Consider the following 17,609-nt stretch of genomic DNA (forward strand, 5'->3'; position numbering starts at 1 on the left):
TTGTCTGGATGCAGATTAACTGTTACCTATGTGTCCGGTCATTTTTGTTACCGATGTGACCGGGTCGGACCCCAAATACTCCCTCTCCCTCTGGGAGAGGAGGGGTAAACGCTCTTCCCGGGGGGAGAGGTACAGACAAAATACTCCCTCTCCCTCTGGGAGAGGGTTGGGAGAGGGATTGGCTGGATACCGGATTGGCAATTCCTCCTAAAAGTTGCATTCACAGCCCCTTGAACTATAGCTAGCTTATCTTCTGTAAACGGGTAATAAACAGAGATAATTCCTGGTTCGGGAGCTCAAAGTCATGATTATTGCTGATAAGCCCTGTCGTGACGTATATCCTTTTGAGGGTCGACTTGCTGACACGAGGTTGTGTGTCAGAGCCTGTTTTTTGGCCTTCATCAGTATCCTGGCTGTATTGTCTGCATACCCCGTTCTGGCGCAAACCCGAAGTTCCTCTCTTTTTCTGCAATCAACTGAAGAAACCAAGGGTTCTTATGGCCTTGTGACCCGCAATAATAATCAATTGCTGACCGCGTCAGTGCCCAAAGTGATACGGCTTTTTAATGTGGTCGAAAAGCAATTCGAGAGCGTTTTTTATACCCTGACCGAGGTGAGCAGTTTTCCTCTGGATTTAACGGTTATCCCACGTAATCCGGCACGTGATGTCCCAGGGGGAATTGCCATCAGCAGTTTTCTGGACGGTCGCGTCATTACGGTGCTTAATGATGGCAGTATCTACCAATCCAATATGGAAGCATTTCAGGTATTGCCAGAAACGGGACTCTACAAAGCAACCTTCGGCCCCAGTCTGCTGGGGGTTGACGGCATCGCCTATCGATGTCAGGATGATCGCCTGTATGTAGCCGGATTTGATCCTTATAATCTTTATCAATTGGATTGGCAGGGATCGTTCCCGCGTCCTATCCCCTTATTGCCTTTTTTACCGGAAGGACGTTGGTTAAATTCATTTGATTTTGGGCCGGATGGATTGCTTTATGCACCCGATGTCGTGCATGGCCAAATTGTTGTTATCGATGTTACAACCGGCATCGTAACACCCTTGGTGCAAAATATTGATAAACCTGCCGCGGTCAAAGTCGATAGGGATGGTATCGTTTATTTTATCGGGCGACGCACAGGGGATGTTTATCGCCATAATCCGTTTACGGGTGAAAGCCTGTTGTTAGCGACCCTGCCGCCCGGACTGGATAACCTGACGCTTGATCGTTCCGGTGACAAGCTTTATGTGACCAATAATCAGAATCAACTGTTTGAAATTGATATCGCCACACGGGAAACAGAGATTCTTTTTGATTCACCGGTAGCGCAAATGTGGGATTTTGCTTACGATTCCGATAGACGTTCCCTGCACGTCACTGATTTGGCATCCATCAAGGAATTCAATGCGGACGAGGCAACCCTTGAAAGCCACTTTGTTTTTGCAGACCTTGACTCCGGCCTGACCAATCTTAATTTTCATGCAACCAGCTTAACCCTCGATACCAGTCAGGAAGGTAAAATCATATTAACGGACATGTTTCTCGGCAATATTCTGGTTCTTAACCGTGCGGATTATTCTATCCATGATCAAACATTAACCGGTGATTACACGGGATTATGGTATAAGCAACCCTCATCCACCGTGCGGGTGGAAAACAATGACGGGGAGTATTATCTCGCGGCGAGTTTGTTGGATGGCACGATTGTTAAAATCTCTCATAATGGCGGCATTGAATCCCGTAATATTGTCGTAGAATCGTTTGCTTCCGGACTGGATGCCCCAACAAAGCTTAAAATTCATCAGGGGTATGTCTACATCGTAGAATTGGGACAGACCTCCAAGGGTTTGGCTAACAATGGCAAGATTAGCCGCATTTCATTGGCTAATCCGCGTATTAAAGAAGTCCTTGTCAGTAACCTTGCAGAACCCCAGGGCCTTGATATTGTGGATGACGTCATGTATTTCATTGAATCAAAAACCAAGCGCCTGTTAAAAGCGTCGGCATTGCACCCGGATACGGCGCAAATGGTGGAGGAGAATCTGGATTTAAGCAGCGATTTATTTGTTTCACAGCTTACCCCGGTAGCGCAATCAACACCGCCGGCAGCTGTTGCAGTTCCGCCTCAGGCTGAAAAAATATATGTCATAGAAACGCAACCCAATGCGATTCGGCTTTTTGAAGAAAAAGATTAATGCTGGCTGGTCACGCGCAGGATTTCAGCTAAAGACGTATCGCCCATCAGCACGCGTTTAAACCCATCCTGGCGAATACTTGGATTATTGGGACGCAGGTAGTCTTCCAGCACTTGCAGATTCTCATCGCGGTGAATCATGCGCCGTAAGGTTTCATCCATTTCAATCAATTCATAAATCCCGGTTCGGCCTCGATAACCCAGATTATTGCACTCCGTGCAGCCCTTTGGTTCATAGACGGTGATTTTTTCGGAATGTTTGGGAAGACTCATCAATTCCAGTTCATCATCCCTGAGTACGTGGGGCACTTTGCAAAAGGAGCACAATTTCCTCACCAGTCGCTGGGCGATAAGGCCAACCAGGCTGGAGGAGAGCAAAAATGATTCAACACCCATGTCACGCAATCGGGTAATGGCGCCAAGCGCACTGTTGGTGTGCAGGGTCGATAGCACCAAATGGCCGGTTAGGCTTGCCTGCACTGCAATTTCAGCGGTTTCCAAATCGCGGATTTCGCCAATCATCACGACATCCGGATCCTGACGCAAAATAGCGCGCAGCCCTTTGGCAAACGTCATCTCCACTTTGGTGTTGACCTGGGTCTGACCAATACCAGGCAGATCGTATTCGATGGGATCTTCAATGGTGAGAATATTACGGCTGACTTCGTTTAATTCTGTTAGCATGGCGTAAAGCGAGGTGGTTTTACCGGAGCCCGTGGGACCTGTCAATAAAATGATGCCATGGGGTTCGGCAATCATACGGCGAATAATGCTCAGGGTGCTTTCCGGCATGCCGAGCAGGTTTAAATCGAGCTGGGCCGCCTGCTTATCCAGAATCCTGAGCACGATGCGCTCACCATAATTGGAGGGTAGGGTGGATACGCGGACATCAATATTATGACCGCCGATGCGAAGGGCAATGCGGCCATCCTGAGGAATACGCTTTTCCGCAATGTCGAGTTTAGCCATGACCTTGACGCGGGAAATCAACAGCGGCGCAATAGCCCGTTGGATTTCGAGTACTTCATGAAGCACGCCGTCTATGCGGTTGCGGGCAATCACCCGGTTTTCGTAGGTTTCGATATGAATGTCTGAGGCTTTCTGTTTAATGGCTTGGGTAAACAAGGCATTAATCAGGCGAATAATGGGCGCATCATCCTTGTTATCCAGCAAATCCTCGCTGTTGGACAGTTGATCCGCAAATTGTGAGAGATCAAAATCACCTTCCATGTCGATGGCTGCATCAAGAACGGAGGATTGCGATTGATAGCATTGGGCCAGGTGCTGCTGGAATTCATGTTCGTTGACTTCTTTTAGCGTTAAGGTGTGCTTAAGCAGGCGTTTGGCTTCAGCCAGGGCCGTCAAGGACAAATGGGGAAGATGATAGAGCAGGGTTTCTTCATCGTTTAAAACAGCAACCAGCCCATGGGTTTTGGCAAAACCGTAGGGTAATCGCTTGATGTTGTCGGACTCGTTCATTGCTATTTCGTCGTGACTATGGTGGTGCTGCGTTGAACCAGTTGATTCTGGAATGGGCGCGGTAAATCCGCGGATTTCAACGGGGGCAACACAGTTTCATCATCGTGTTTGTGATACGTTTCCTGCGAACGGAGGAAGTCCAGCTGCGACTGGCGCAAATCATTGTACTTGCCGCCGCTTAAATGCACTGCATCCGCTTCTGTTCTTAAAATTATAGGACGGATAAAGACCATGAGCACGCGCTTTTCACGGTTGCGGATATTGTGTTGGAAAAGACGGCCAATGCCTGGAATATCGCCCAATATCGGTAGCCGGTTATCATCATTGCCGAGGCTATCCTGTGTCAAACCGCCAAGGACCACAATATCACCGCTTTCCACATGAACCGAGGTAACAATGCTGCTGATTTTAAAGACTGGATTGGTTGTATCCAGTGTACTGGCTGGATCAACCGTGTCATTGCCCTGGTCAATCTGTAACTGGATGCCTTCACCGCGGGTAATTTGCGGCCGTACATAAAGGTGCAGGGCGACATTAACCCGATCAAACGTCACATAAGGGCTGGCGGTGGTCGTGCCGCCGGCATTGTTGGGGTAGGTGGTGGATGCCACAGATACCTGTCTACCGACTAAAATTTTAGCCTGACGGTTATCTAATACGACGACGGACGGCGTCGACAGGATATTAGCCTTGCGCTTACGGGCCAGCGCATAAATTTGGGCCTGGAAATCATCAATGGTAGTCTGGTTGTTAATGATGGCAAACCCGGGGCGAAAATCACCTGGATCACCGGTTTGCTGGTTGGTTCCCCACTCAATACCCAGACTGTTGACGTCACTGGCATCCACTTCCGCTACCAGCGCCTCAATCAATAATTGCGCCGGGCGGATATCCAATTGATGAATGACGCCTTTTAAAATACGGATTAAGCTCGCCGGCGCATTGAGAATAATGGAATTGGTATTGGGTTCGGCAATAATCTGGACTGTAGGCTTGGTTGAGCCTTCACTCTGGGTGCTTGCGCCAGTAGTATTAGGGGTGGCCGTGGGGTTGGCTGCGCCTGTTTGAGCCGGTTGGGTTGTGCCGGTGCTATTGCCGCCGTAACCGCCGGAGGACGAATTATTAACGAGGTTTGAAGCCGGGTTGGTGCTGTCGAGTTCAGGCCGGGTAATGGTGCCGATGGTTGTACCGACGTTGCCGCTGAAATTAGCCTGGGCAATACCCGCAAGAATTGGGACTAAATCTTCTGCTCGTAAATAATTCAAATAAACAACCTGGGTATTGCTGTTGGTGCCATTGGGGCTTTGGCGGTCGAGGCCGGCAATCAGCAGACGCAGTTTAATACGCTCGGTGCGGCTGCCGCTGATTAAAATGGCATTGCTGCGATCATCAGCTGCAATCATAGTTTGCGCATGGCCGCTGCCTGGTTGTGATTTAATTAAGTCCTTTAGGGTAGTTGCGACATCCATGGCCAGGGCGTGCCGCAATCTAACCATGTCAATGTCATTGGCAGACGAGCTGTCGACCTGTTTGATAATGTTCGCCAGACTTTTAATATTACTTGCCCGGCCGGAAAGTATCAGCATATTGGAAGGCGCATAGGCGGAAATGCTGCTCCATTGCGGCATCAGTGGACGCAACACGGGAACCAGTTGTTCAGCGGGTACGTAACGCACGGGCATGACTTCCACCATCATGTCATCGCCGCGCGGCGGGTTGCGCATCTGGCTTAATAAATCAGAAGAGACGGTTTTTGCATCAATATTGGGAATGATCTTGATGACGTCGCCGCTGGGAATGGCCGCGTAGCCTGAAACCTGCAATACAGAAAGAAAAACCTGATAAAGTTCGTTATTGGACATGGGCGTTGAGGAAACAATGGAAATTTTTCCCTGGACGCGTGGATCAATAATGAAATTTTTACCCGTGACGCGGGAAACTTCGGCAATCACCGCACGGATGTCGGCATTGCGAAGATTCCATAATTTTTTCTCAGAACCCGTTAATTCAGTCGGTGTTAATTGTGGAGCTTGGGCCGCTGGCGGCTTATTGCTGCCCGTGGAGGGTTCATGATTTAACAGCTGTTTGATGTTTTGAGCAACGGTATAATCCTCAATCGGGCCAATTTTGACCACATAGGCATTCTGACTTTTGTCATGCTCAATGGTTACCGGTTGTTTCAGGGTGGAGGACAGCTTGAGCTTTAACTGAAGGGCGCTGTTTTCATTGGCAAAATGCCCGGCAATAAGCTCGTAGGCGGGTCGCCCATCAATCGCTATGTTTTTGATAGCAACGGTGGTCGCATAAGCACAGGCCAAACCAAGTGAAATCAGGATTAATGATAAAATCTTACGCATCAAGCAACACTGAAATAAGCAATTATGACATCATAACCAAATTTACACGGTTTCAATAGCGTTTTTGAATAATCAGAGTATTAATTGAAACAGGGTACTGGGTTAATGCCGCGTACAGGTATGAATCAGAGTTGGTGCAAAAAAGTGAATTGAATAGAAGGAATCAATGAAGGCATAAATGGTGGCTATGGGTGGACTCGAACCACCGACCTCAGCATTATGAGTGCCGCGCTCTAACCGGCTGAGCTACATAGCCACAAGAGGCCGTGATTTTGTCGTTTATGAAGAATTCTGTCAAGAGTTAAATGCTTAAATTTTTAATTTTTTGGAGGGGCGAACAAGCCTTAAGACTTGTTCGCCTGAAAGACTAGATGATCAGAATATACAGAGCGCCGGCGTCACGTAAAACCTGAATCAGCAATTGTTGTTTTTTTTGAGCTGCAATCGTTTGCAGGGTTTTCACGTTAGGCGTGCGTTCCTTGTTGGCGCTGATAATGATGTCGCCAGGTCTTAAACCGGCGCGCCAGCCGGCACTGCTTTCGGATGCGCCCACAACTTGAATACCCACCACATGGCCATGCAGCGGAGAATCCTGCTCAAAATTCCTTAAAGCAAGGCCATAAAGGAACGGATTGGTCGCCTGCAATTCCTGTTCGTGCTTTTTGATATCCGTTACCACGGCGTTTAAGGTCAGTTCCTTGCCATCCCGTTTGACTGTGATCTTGGCGTCGCTGCCGACACGCAGAAGGCTGATGGTGGTTTTTACCTGAGTCGCCTGAGTGATTTTCGTGTTGTTGATCTGGGTAATGATATCGCCCGGTTTCAATCCAGCTCGTTCAGCCGGGGATTTTTCATTCACCTGCGAAACCAGTGCGCCCTGGAAATCTTCAGGATAGCCCATAGCCTGCGCTAACTCGGGGGTTAAATGCTGGACAAAAATGCCCATTAAGCCACGGTGGATGGAGCCAAATTTGATTAATTGCTGCACCACATCTTTCGCCATGTTAATGGGAATGGCAAAACCGATACCGACATTTCCGCCATAGGGAGAAAGGATGGCGGTATTGATGCCGATTAATTCGCCACGGGCATTCACCAGCGCACCGCCGGAGTTTCCAGGGTTGATGGCGGCATCCGTCTGGATGAAGTTCTCAATGCCTTCGATGTTTAAATCGCTGCGTTTCATGGCGCTGATGATGCCAAACGTAGCCGATTGGCTGTTGCCAAAGCTGTTTAAACCGAAAGGGTTTCCGATAGCAACTACAAAATCGCCGACTTCCGCTTTATCGGAGTCACCAATCGGCAGACTTTTTAAATTCTTGGCATCGATTTTTAACACCGCCAGATCGGTTTCACTGTCGCTGCCAATCAGTTTGGCTTTGAGGCGACGGCCGTCATTTAAGGTGACGGTAATGAGGGTGGCGTTACGGATGACATGATCATTGGTAATGATGACACCGTGTTTGGGATCAACAATAACGCCGGAACCAATGCTTTGAAATTTACGTGGTTTTTCGGGAGTAAGCTGGGAACGATCATTGTCCTCATCATCATTGTCTGCGGCAGGGGGGGCTGCGGGGATAACACCCTGGACGGCGACGTTAACGATAGCTGGCATCACGTTCTTAAGAACGGGGGCTAAGGTAGTGATGGTTTTATTATCATCGGCTGCGGCAGACGCAGTGAGTCCAATGAAGAGCAAACCAGTCAGAAATGAAAGTAATTTACGAGACATAGTTTTTCCGAACGTTTAAGTGAACCAAATTAAAGTGGCCATTCTACCTGTTTGTGCCTCGCGGCGATAGGAATAGAAGTCATTTTTTTGCTCAAAAGTGCAAAGATTAGACTTCGACACAGTAGGAATGGACACATTTTCCAAAACAAGGGCAGCCAGGCTCGGCAAATCAGCTAGCCATTTGCTGTCCTTTTTTTGAAAAGCGGGTAATGAAAAGTCATATTTGTTTTGAAATTGGTCACGCATGTCATCACCAACTTCATAACAGGATGCGCAGATGCCAGGCCCTATCCAGGCCATGAGATCCTTGGGCTGACTATGCATGGTTTCCACCGTCTGTTCAACGATGCCATTAACCAGACCACGCCAGCCCGCATGGATGGCGGCAATTTCCGTTCCTTCGCGGTTGCAAAGCAGAATAGGGAGGCAATCGGCAGTCATAATGGCTAAAACCTGGCGTTTATCGCGGGTGATGGCGGCATCTGCGCGGCGATTAGGTGTTTCTTCGATGACCACACAGGTGGTGCTGTGCGTCTGGTCGAGCCAGGCCGGATCGCCGGGTAATTGCAACCTGGTTACCAATTCACGGCGGTTACGCAGCACATGATCGGGATTGTCGCCCACATGCAGGCCAAGATTATTTCGATCATAAGGGGCCTCACTAAAGCCGCCTGAATACCTTCGCGTGGTGATGGCGCGAATTGACGCAGGAGCCGGCCAATCGGCAATTAAATCAGACAAGGTACTCATCCAGACTATTTATCAAGGTTTGAAAATCATCCGGCAAAGGCGCAGTGAAAGTCAATAATTTATCGTGTTCGGGATGGTGAAATGACAGGGAAGCGGCATGAAGGGCCTGGCGTTTGAAGGATTGCAAGGCCTCGCGTAATTCAGGAGCAATGTCAGCTGGTATCCTGGTGCGCCCGCCATAAAGGGGATCGCCAACCACTGGGTGGTTTATGTGGGCCATATGCACGCGGATCTGGTGGGTGCGGCCGGTTAACAGTTGCACATCAAGCAGGGTGAAATCATCATACTGCCGTTTGACGGTATAGAGGGTTATGGCTTGTCGACCCTGATTAAGAACCGCCATTTTCAGGCGATTGCGGGGATGCCGGCCAAAAAACGTGTCAATTTCCCCACCGCTTATCACATGCCCCTGGACTAACGTGACGTAACGGCGCTGGATTTCGCGATCCTGCATCTGCCGTACCAGCGAGGTGTGAGCTGGCAGGGTTTTAGCCACAACCAGCAAGCCGGTGGTGTCTTTATCCAGACGGTGCACGATGCCTGCCCTGGAAAGTGCAGCCAGTTGGGGAGCATGGTGAAGCAGCGCGTTGACCAGCGTGTGTTTGGGGTTTCCTGCACCGGGGTGCACGACAAGACCGGCCTGCTTATTGATCACCAGCAGCATGTCGTCTTCATACACGACATCAAGCGGGATAGGCTCCGGTTCACAGGGTTGATTGGCCTGCTGATGGGCTGATTCATCCACGGTCAGCGAGATAATATCGCCTTCCATGACCTTGTCTTTGGGCTTTAATTGCCGCTGATTGACCTGAATGAGGCCTTGCTTTAACCATTGGCTCAATTGAGAACGCGAGTAGTCAGGAAGCAATTTCGCCAAGGCCACGTCAATGCGTTGCCCATGCAGATCGCGGGGGACGTGTAAGTCATTGTCCAGTGCATTCATGCCGAAACAGTACTCTCGGATACGCTGATACGGCCACGCAAAGAGTTAGGCAAGGCTTCCGAAATGTCCACATGGACAAATTGGCCAATAAGCGTCTCTGGGCCATCAAAATTGACTACGCGATTGCATTCTGTACGTCCGGCTAATTGCTGAGCATTCTTTTTGGATTGGCCAGTCACCAGAATGCGCTGTGTGCTGCCCACCATGGATTGGCTGTATTGGGCCGCATTGATTAAAAGCCGGTTTTGCAGAATCTGCAGGCGCTGTTTCTTGACGTCCATGGGCGTATCATCCGGCAGGTTAGCTGCCGGTGTCCCGGGGCGGGCGCTGTAAATAAAACTGAACGAAGTGTCGAAACCGATATCATGGACTAAATCCATCGTATCCTGGAAGTCCTTGTCGGTTTCGCCGGGGAAGCCGACAATGATGTCGGTTGACAAGCGAATGTCAGGCCTCACCTTGCGTAATTTTCTGATTTTTGATTTGTACTCCAGAGCGGTATAACCGCGCTTCATCATGGCAAGAACACGGTCTGAGCCGCTTTGCACAGGCAGGTGAAGGTGGTTAGCCAGTTCAGGCACTTCGGCAAAGGCATTGATGAGATTGTCTGAAAAGGCCAGCGGATGAGACGTCGTGAAACGGATGCGTCCAATCCCGTCAATGGCCGCGAGGTAGTGAATGAGTAAGGCCAGGTCAGCGGTTTCGCCCGAATTCATCGCGCCACGGTAATCATTGACGTTCTGGCCGAGTAGATTAATTTCCCGCACCCCCTGGGAAGCCAGTTGATAGCATTCCGCCAGCACATCGTCAAAGGGGCGGCTGATTTCCTCGCCGCGGGTGTAAGGAACCACGCAGTAACTGCAGTATTTGCTGCAGCCCTCCATAATGGAAACAAAGGCGACAGGGCCTTCGGCACGGGGGGCGGGCAGGTGATCAAATTTTTCAATTTCAGGAAAACTGATATCGACGACCGGTTTTTTTGTTCGGGCGCGTTCTTCGAGCAGGGCAGGAAGACGATGCAGGGTCTGAGGGCCAAAAACAATGTCCACATACGGCGCGCGCCTGATAATATCACCGCCTTCCTGACTGGCGACGCAGCCGCCCACGCCAATAATGACATGCGGGTTTTTTTCTTTGTATTCCCGCCATTGACCCAGTTGCGAGAAGACTTTTTCCTGTGCCTTTTCACGGATTGAACAGGTATTTAAAAGGATCACATCGGCCTCTTCAAGCCGGTCTGTTTTTTCCAGGCCGTGTGTGTTTAGCAGTACATCCGCCATTTTGGATGAATCGTATTCATTCATCTGGCAGCCATTGGTTTTAATAAAAAGTTTTTTAGTCATAGTCGTTTTCTGTTAATTAGTCGTGAACACTTTGACAAAAGGTTTCTTTTATCTTCGGTAAAATCAGTAATGAAATTAAAATGCCAACCGGTAAAATCGCCAGCGCAACATGATAGGCTTCGAGAGGATAAACCCGGACTTTATTGACAATTTCACCCTGCCACATTCTATCGAGAATAAAGCCGATGATGGGCTGGGCCAGGGCGATACCCACCATGTTCATCATATTCATAAAGCTTAAACCGGTCGCGACATACCGACGGCTGCAAAGCTCTTTGGCCACCGCAAAGGCCGGCAGGAAAGCAGACGAGAACACGCCAAAAATGAACAGCAGTCCCTGCATCTGCCAGCCTGAGGTAATGGGAGCAAAAATAAACAGGGTGCTGGTTATCAGAGCGCCTACAGCACCGATGTACAGCGGCGGCTTGCGGCGGCCAATGCGGTTGGAATAAACTCCCCACAGAGGGCTGGCAATCGCCCAGCCAATGAATACCAGGGAAATGTAATTCGCAGCCGTGGCTTTGGCCAGGCCCATTTTATACATGAGAAAGGGAACCCCCCAAAGACCACAGAAAACCGGTGTGGACATGTACATTAATCCACCGTAGATGGCGACCAGCCACAATTGCTTATTTTTAACCAGGGTAACCAGGCTGCTCCATAACGGTTCATCGTGAGATGAGGTAACGACTGGTTTCTTGTTGGCTGGTGCGTCTTTGGCAATGACAAGAATGAGTATAGCGATGATTAAACCAATACTGCCCATGATCACCATGCTTTTGCGCCAGCCATAATGGTCAATCAGCAAAGCCAGAGGCGCTTCACCGCCGATAGCGCCGAGCATGCCAATGGTCACCATCAGCCCGGTCAGCAGGGCGAAGCGGTTGGCGGGAAACCAGTTGGCAGCCAGTTTCATGGCGCCTACTGCGGCGAATGCGGAGCCGAAACCAATCATCAGACGCGCAAGGCACGCGGCAAAAAAATTGTCGGTCAGGCCAAAGGCAATTGTGCTGACGGCACAGATGGTGGTGGCCAGGGTTAGCAACTTTTGCGGGCCAAAATAATCCATCATCACGCCGCCCGGCAATTGCATGGCCGCATAGGAATAAAAATAGATGCCGGATAAAATACCCAGGGTTTGGCTGGTTACGGCAAAATCACGCATCAATTCGTTACTCATGACGCTTGGGGAAACCTGCAGGAGGCATTCATAAAAGTAGAATACGCAACCTAATCCCCAAACAATCCAGGCCTTGGCTGTGCCGCTTAAGATAACATCCGTAACGCCATGATTTTTACTGTTTGACATCTACTGCAATACTCCCTGATTTTTAATAAAACACGCATGGGTTGGCTCGCCAACGATGCAATCGCTTTCGGCTTTGGGCAAAAAGGTCTGTATTGTACTGAATAAGTTTACTTTGGCATAGACCAACAAAAAATTTTATCATCTTGATAATTAATTGTCTATTCTGCTTTTTTGGAGGATTGCTGGCGGCGGTAGTCGGCAAGAATAACCGAAGCCTTGTCAGGTTCTCGGCGGATAAAAGGATTGGGTCTTCGCTATTCTGTGTTATCCTAGGGACAGCCAAGATCTTGATTCTGATAATGTTGAGGTAGATTCCCATGCAGGTGTTTTTTATAATGCCTCCTTTGGGTATTTGCTATTCATTTCAGATAACACGAACAGTAGGGCATTCACGTTATGCATAATGAGTCGGTTTTTTATACAATTTTTTTAATATTTGCCGGAGCGGCCATTTTTTCGACTCTGGTATTGTATACAAAACAGTCCCTGCTGGTGGCCTACATATTACTGGGTGCGGCCCTGGGTCCCTGGGGCCTGCGTCTGGTTTCTGACGTCACCGTCGTGCAACAGGTCGGTGATATCGGCATTGTTTTTCTGCTTTTTCTGCTGGGGCTGCACCTGCAACCGCAGAATCTGGTCCATATGTTGCGCAAAATTACCTGGATTGCGATAGTCAGTTCCGTTGTCTTCGCCATCATTGCCTACCTTATTGGGCGCTGGTTTGGTCTTGGCGAAACAGAATCCTGGGTTCTTGGCGCAGCGATGATGTTCTCCAGTACCATCATTGGACTCAAGCTGTTGCCCACAACTATTTTGCATCATCAACATACCGGTGAAGTGATGATTAGCGTGCTGCTGATGCAGGACGTGATTGCCATTATCATTCTTATTATGATTAATGGTGCCCAGGGCAATGGCCTTGCGCTCGATGATTTCATTCTGGTGCTGGTGGCGCTGCCGTCGCTGACCTTATTTGCCTTTGCGGTTGAGCGCTACATTCTGGTTAAGCTGCTTGCCCGTTTTGACCGAACCCAGGAGTATGTGTTTCTGCTTTCCATCGGCTGGTGTCTTGGGCTGTCTTTCCTGGCCAAGCAATTAGGGCTGTCTGAAGATATCGGTGCTTTTGTCGCCGGCGTGGCCTTAGCCTCAAGCCCTATTTCGCTGTTCATTGCCGAAAGCTTAAAACCGCTGCGCGATTTCTTTCTGGTAATGTTCTTTTTCTCCATTGGGGCGACATTTAATTTCGGTTTTGGCGCTCAGGTTTTTATTCCGGCGATTATTCTATCGGTCTTGATGCTGGTACTGAAACCGTTGTTTTTCTGGTTCCTGCTGCAGCGAGCCGGAGAAAAGAAAACCATTGCCAAGGAAGTCGGCGTGCGCCTTGGGCAGGCGAGTGAGTTCTCGCTGTTGGTGGCCAGTATCGCGCTGAGTACAAAACTCATTTCAGAAGTGGCCTCTAACCTCATTCAGGCTACAACCATTTTAACGTTTATTGTGTCGTCATACCTCGTGGTGTTGAAATACCCAACGCCGATCGCTCTCTCGGAAAAAATGCAGAAGGATTAATCATGAAATTATTGGTCATTGTACTGTGTCTATTTAGCGAACGTTACCTGATTCATGCTGCTTCTCTAAACCGGTTTACGTGGTTTGCCCGGTATTTTAACGCCATTAACCAGCGTCTGCCTGAGGGCTCTGCCCTGGCCAATCCCTACATGAGGCTTTTGGCGGTTCTGCTACCCTTAGTCCTGGTGACCTTTCTGGTTTTGTTTTTATTCTGCCACATACTGTTTGGTTTTATTTATTTACTGCTTAATATCGTTATTTTTTACTATTGCTTAGGCCCCAACAACCCGTTTTATCCTGTGGCCACGGATAAATCCGATGAAGAAGACGATTCAGCGGCGAGGTATTATTTTGCCGCAGTTAATGGGCAATTATTCGCGGTGATTTTCTGGTATATTTTACTGGGTCCTTTAGCGGTGCTGGTGTACCGCTTGCTTTCCCTAAGCCAGGCTCAGGCGCAAACAGCCGAAGCCGCCGGGACAATAACCCGTTACCTCGACTGGATTACTGCCCGTGTCACCGTTCTGCTTTATTTGCTGGTCGGTAATTTCCAGAGAGGTTTCAGTTTCTTTACCCAGCACGTCCTGTCACGGCCCGATCAGAATGAATTGCTTCTTGGGCAGGGCGGGATACTTGCGGCGCGGACTTCGGAGCATGACGTGGTTACCCTGCCGCAGGCGCAGACACTGGTGGAACATGCCCTGATTGTTTATCTGGTGTTCTTGGCCTTTTTTACTTTGGTCGCCTGGCTGTAAACGGGTTAAATAATAACGAGGAAGCGTTTACTATGATCAATTCGATGGCTCGTGTTGTACTGGCAATCCTGACCCTGGCTCTGCTCGCTGCCTGCTCACACCCCGTGATAACCCCGCAAAGCAAACCCCATTACAAGGCCTGTACGTTGTCTTGTGAGCAGCGAGCCCGCGCCTGCAATAAAGTATGCCGTAATAATTGCGCCCAATGCACCGCCTATAATTTCCAAACGGCAGCAAAAAACTTTAATCATTATTTTCACGAAAGTGCTGTAAACGGGCAAATTATTAAACGGGATTTGAATTCCTATTTTGATCCACTACAATGCCGCAAAACAACGTGCAATTGCCGCGGCGATTATGTGGCTTGCGTGCAATCCTGTGGGGGCGTAGTGAAGAAACGCCTGCAGGCTGCGGCTGTTTGTTAAACGTTTTATAGATTGACGAGGAAGACATCCATGTCCCAAGAAAAGATAAACGATATAGATCCAATTGAAACACGTGAATGGCTGGATGCCTTGCAAGCGGTATTATTAAATGATGGAAATGAACGTGCCGCCTATATTCTCCAGGAGTTGGTGAGCAAGGCCAGCACGGAGGGTGTGAGATTGCGCGATGCGGTGCATACCCCTTACCGCAACACCATCAGACCCGATGAGGAAAAGCAAATGCCACCCGATGAAGGGGTGGGCAAGCGCATTAATGCGCTGATTCGCTGGAATGCCGTGGCCATGGTGTTGCGTGCGGGTAAATACGCGCCCGAACTGGGCGGCCATATTGCATCCTATGCTTCGTCATCCACCCTCTATGAAACAGGGTTCAACTATTTTTTTAAAGGCCCTAATGCCACGCCTCATGGCGGCGACCTGCTTTATATTCAGGGTCATTCTTCACCCGGAATTTATGCGCGGGCCTTTCTTGAAGGCCGCTTAAATGAAAGCCAACTGGCTCATTTCCGTCAGGAAGTGGAAGCAGATGGCCTGTCGTCCTATCCTCACCCCTGGTTGATGAGCGATTTCTGGCAATTCCCTACGGTGTCCATGGGATTAGGGCCCTTGCAAGCCATTTATCAGGCGCGTTTCTTAAAATACCTGGAAAACCGCGGCCTGATTAAAGCGGAAGGGCGCAAAGTCTGGGCATTCCTCGGCGATGGTGAAATGGATGAGCCTGAATCCGTCGGCGCATTGTCGATTGCCGCCCGTGAAAAGCTGGATAATCTGATTTTCGTGGTGAATTGCAACCTGCAGCGTCTGGATGGGCCTGTCCGTGGAAATGGCAAAATTATTCAGGAACTCGAAGGGGTGTTCCGCGGTGCTGGCTGGAATGTCATTAAAGTCATTTGGGGCGGCCGCTGGGATCCTTTATTTGCCCGTGATAAAACCGGCATTATGCAAAAGCGTATGGAAGAATGCGTTGACGGTGATTACCAGGCTTATAAGGCCAATAACGGCGCTTACGTCCGCGAACATTTTTTTGGCCAATACCCTGAATTGAAAAAAATGGTTGAGAACCTGTCGGATGAAGAAATCTGGCGTCTTAACCGGGGCGGTCATGATCCGCAAAAAGTCTATGCCGCTTATGCCCAGGCAGTAGAGCACCAGGGGTCTCCGACGGTGATTCTGGCTAAAACCATTAAAGGATATGGTATGGGCGCGGCTGGTGAAGGGCAGAATATTACTCACCAGCAGAAAAAAATGACCATTGAACAATTACGGGCTTTCCGTGATCGCTTCAGTATTCCTATCAGTGATGACAAAATCACCGAGATTCCTTTCTATCGTCCAGCCCCTGACAGCCCTGAAGTGAAGTATCTGCAAAAACAGCGTGAGATGCTGGGGGGCTACCTGCCGGCCAGAAGCCATGCATTCGAACCGTTGCCCATCCCCGAATTGTCTGCTTTTTCATCGGTGACGCAGAGCACGGGTGATCGTGAAATTTCGACCACCATGGCTTTTGTCCGTATTCTGTCTGTTTTGTTGAAAGATAAAGTTCTGGGCAGTCGCATTGTACCCATTGTTCCTGACGAGTGCAGAACCTTTGGTATGGAAGGTTTATTCCGTCAGATTGGTATTTATTCGCCCGTTGGGCAGCTGTACACGCCCGTTGATCATGAGCAGGTAATGTATTACCGCGAAGCCCGGGACGGTCAGATTCTGGAGGAAGGGATTAATGAAGCGGGAGCCTTTTGTTCCTGGATTGCGGCGGCCACGTCCTATAGTTCCAATAAACTGCCCATGATTCCGTTTTACATTTACTATTCCATGTTTGGTTTTCAGCGCATTGGTGATTTGGCCTGGGCTGCCGGCGACATGCAGGCAAGAGGGTTTTTGCTTGGTGGTACGGCGGGCCGCACGACATTGGCTGGTGAGGGCTTACAGCATCAGGATGGACACAGCCATTTGATGGCAGGAACCATCCCCAACTGCATTGCCTACGATCCCACCTATGCCTATGAATTGGCCGTGATTATCCATGATGGTCTTCAGCGTATGTATCAAAAGCAGGAAAACGTCTTTTATTATATTACGGTGATGAATGAAAACTACACCCACCCGGATATGCCGGCAAATGTGGAAGAGGGCATTCTCAAAGGCATGTATGTGCTGCAGGAAAGCAAGAAAAAAAGCAAGCAGCATGTCCAGCTAATGGGAAGCGGCACCATCTTAAGGGAAGTGATTAAGGCGGCTGAGATGCTTCAAGCAGACTTTGGCGTCACCGCCGACATCTGGAGCGTGACCAGCTTTAATGAACTACGACGCGATGGGCTGGCTGTTGAACGGCGCAACCGCATGAATCCAGACGCCAAACCTCAGCAATCCTACGTTTACGAGCAGTTAAGCGGACGTCAGGGACCGGTTATTGCGGCAACCGATTACATGCGCCTGTATGCCGATCAGATAAGACCTTATGTTCCAGGCCGCTACGTGGTACTGGGGACCGATGGTTATGGTCGAAGCGATACCCGTGAACGTTTGCGTCATTTCTTTGAAGTCGATGCCAAATTTATTGTACTCGCGGCGCTTGAAGCCCTGGTGGCCGAAGGGCAAATGAAACCCGCCAGCATGGCAGAGGCCATCAAACGTTACGGTATTCAGTCTGATAAACCTGATCCTGTAACCGTTTAATCGATGAATAATAAGGGCCATGATGCCATGCGTGCATGATGGCTTCCCCTTTTT

General features: G+C 49.4%; 12 protein-coding genes and 1 tRNA gene. 5 read left to right on the top strand and 8 right to left on the bottom strand.

The window, feature by feature from the left end:
- The first annotated feature begins 304 nt into the window (after positions 1–304).
- Positions 305–2,197, top strand: a complete 1,893-nt coding sequence (locus tag Lery_RS09295; RefSeq protein ID WP_058526989.1) for an NHL repeat-containing protein — start codon at positions 305–307, stop codon at positions 2,195–2,197.
- On the opposite strand, the gene lspE is transcribed toward Lery_RS09295, so the two are convergent.
- The 8 genes from lspE to Lery_RS09335 all read right to left on the bottom strand — a co-directional run bounded on the left by lspE (position 2,194) and on the right by Lery_RS09335 (position 12,112).
- Complete coding sequence (lspE, locus tag Lery_RS09300; protein WP_058526990.1) at positions 2,194–3,675, bottom strand: GspE family T2SS ATPase variant LspE; 1,482 nt, start codon at positions 3,673–3,675, stop codon at positions 2,194–2,196. The two genes, Lery_RS09295 and lspE, sit on opposite strands and share 4 nt — an antisense overlap.
- A gap of 2 nt (positions 3,676–3,677) precedes the next feature.
- Positions 3,678–6,032, bottom strand: coding sequence for a GspD family T2SS secretin variant LspD (lspD, locus tag Lery_RS09305; protein WP_058526991.1), 2,355 nt, complete (start codon positions 6,030–6,032; stop codon positions 3,678–3,680).
- Between the two features lie 179 nt (positions 6,033–6,211).
- Positions 6,212–6,288 (bottom strand) — tRNA-Met (locus tag Lery_RS09310).
- 111 nt (positions 6,289–6,399) lie between these two features.
- Complete coding sequence (locus Lery_RS09315; protein ID WP_058526992.1) at positions 6,400–7,767, bottom strand: Do family serine endopeptidase; 1,368 nt, start codon at positions 7,765–7,767, stop codon at positions 6,400–6,402.
- Between the two features lie 15 nt (positions 7,768–7,782).
- The gene (gene pgeF / locus Lery_RS09320; protein WP_058527104.1) at positions 7,783–8,508 is read right to left on the bottom strand and encodes a peptidoglycan editing factor PgeF; all 726 of its coding nucleotides are present in this window, start codon (positions 8,506–8,508) and stop codon (positions 7,783–7,785) included.
- Positions 8,501–9,460, bottom strand: a complete 960-nt coding sequence (rluD, locus tag Lery_RS09325) for a 23S rRNA pseudouridine(1911/1915/1917) synthase RluD (RefSeq protein ID WP_058526993.1) — start codon at positions 9,458–9,460, stop codon at positions 8,501–8,503. Before rluD ends, pgeF begins: the two co-directional genes overlap by 8 nt.
- Positions 9,457–10,803 (bottom strand): tRNA (N6-isopentenyl adenosine(37)-C2)-methylthiotransferase MiaB, encoded by a 1,347-nt coding sequence (miaB, locus tag Lery_RS09330; RefSeq protein ID WP_058526994.1) that lies wholly within the window; start codon positions 10,801–10,803, stop codon positions 9,457–9,459. The genes rluD and miaB overlap by 4 nt, the downstream gene beginning before the upstream one ends.
- A gap of 16 nt (positions 10,804–10,819) precedes the next feature.
- Positions 10,820–12,112, bottom strand: coding sequence for an MFS transporter (locus tag Lery_RS09335; protein ID WP_058526995.1), 1,293 nt, complete (start codon positions 12,110–12,112; stop codon positions 10,820–10,822).
- A gap of 396 nt (positions 12,113–12,508) precedes the next feature.
- Between Lery_RS09335 and Lery_RS09345 the strand changes: the two genes are divergently transcribed.
- From Lery_RS09345 to aceE, 4 genes are read left to right on the top strand one after another with little or no spacing between them, the layout of a single operon-like run.
- Positions 12,509–13,678, top strand: coding sequence for a cation:proton antiporter (locus Lery_RS09345; RefSeq protein ID WP_058526997.1), 1,170 nt, complete (start codon positions 12,509–12,511; stop codon positions 13,676–13,678).
- 2 nt (positions 13,679–13,680) lie between these two features.
- A complete protein-coding gene (locus Lery_RS09350) occupies positions 13,681–14,433 on the top strand; it encodes a hypothetical protein (RefSeq protein ID WP_058526998.1) in 753 nt (250 codons plus the stop codon).
- 44 nt (positions 14,434–14,477) lie between these two features.
- Entirely contained in the window at positions 14,478–14,858 is a 381-nt protein-coding gene (locus tag Lery_RS09355) for an acyltransferase (protein WP_131751017.1), read from the top strand.
- Between the two features lie 30 nt (positions 14,859–14,888).
- Complete coding sequence (aceE, locus tag Lery_RS09360; protein WP_058527000.1) at positions 14,889–17,555, top strand: pyruvate dehydrogenase (acetyl-transferring), homodimeric type; 2,667 nt, start codon at positions 14,889–14,891, stop codon at positions 17,553–17,555.
- Positions 17,556–17,609 lie beyond the last annotated feature (54 nt).

The organism is Legionella erythra (genome assembly GCF_001467615.1).
Classification (GTDB): domain Bacteria; phylum Pseudomonadota; class Gammaproteobacteria; order Legionellales; family Legionellaceae; genus Legionella_C; species Legionella_C erythra.

Coding starts and splice junctions, on each gene's coding strand:
- Lery_RS09295 (WP_058526989.1), top strand. CDS start 305: ATGATTATTGCTGATAAGCCCTGTCGTGACGTATATCCTTTTGAGGGT.
- lspE (WP_058526990.1), bottom strand. CDS start 3,675: ATGAACGAGTCCGACAACATCAAGCGATTACCCTACGGTTTTGCCAAA.
- lspD (WP_058526991.1), bottom strand. CDS start 6,032: ATGCGTAAGATTTTATCATTAATCCTGATTTCACTTGGTTTGGCCTGT.
- Lery_RS09315 (WP_058526992.1), bottom strand. CDS start 7,767: ATGTCTCGTAAATTACTTTCATTTCTGACTGGTTTGCTCTTCATTGGA.
- rluD (WP_058526993.1), bottom strand. CDS start 9,460: ATGAATGCACTGGACAATGACTTACACGTCCCCCGCGATCTGCATGGG.
- miaB (WP_058526994.1), bottom strand. CDS start 10,803: ATGACTAAAAAACTTTTTATTAAAACCAATGGCTGCCAGATGAATGAA.
- Lery_RS09335 (WP_058526995.1), bottom strand. CDS start 12,112: ATGTCAAACAGTAAAAATCATGGCGTTACGGATGTTATCTTAAGCGGC.
- Lery_RS09345 (WP_058526997.1), top strand. CDS start 12,509: ATGCATAATGAGTCGGTTTTTTATACAATTTTTTTAATATTTGCCGGA.
- Lery_RS09350 (WP_058526998.1), top strand. CDS start 13,681: ATGAAATTATTGGTCATTGTACTGTGTCTATTTAGCGAACGTTACCTG.
- Lery_RS09355 (WP_131751017.1), top strand. CDS start 14,478: ATGGCTCGTGTTGTACTGGCAATCCTGACCCTGGCTCTGCTCGCTGCC.
- aceE (WP_058527000.1), top strand. CDS start 14,889: ATGTCCCAAGAAAAGATAAACGATATAGATCCAATTGAAACACGTGAA.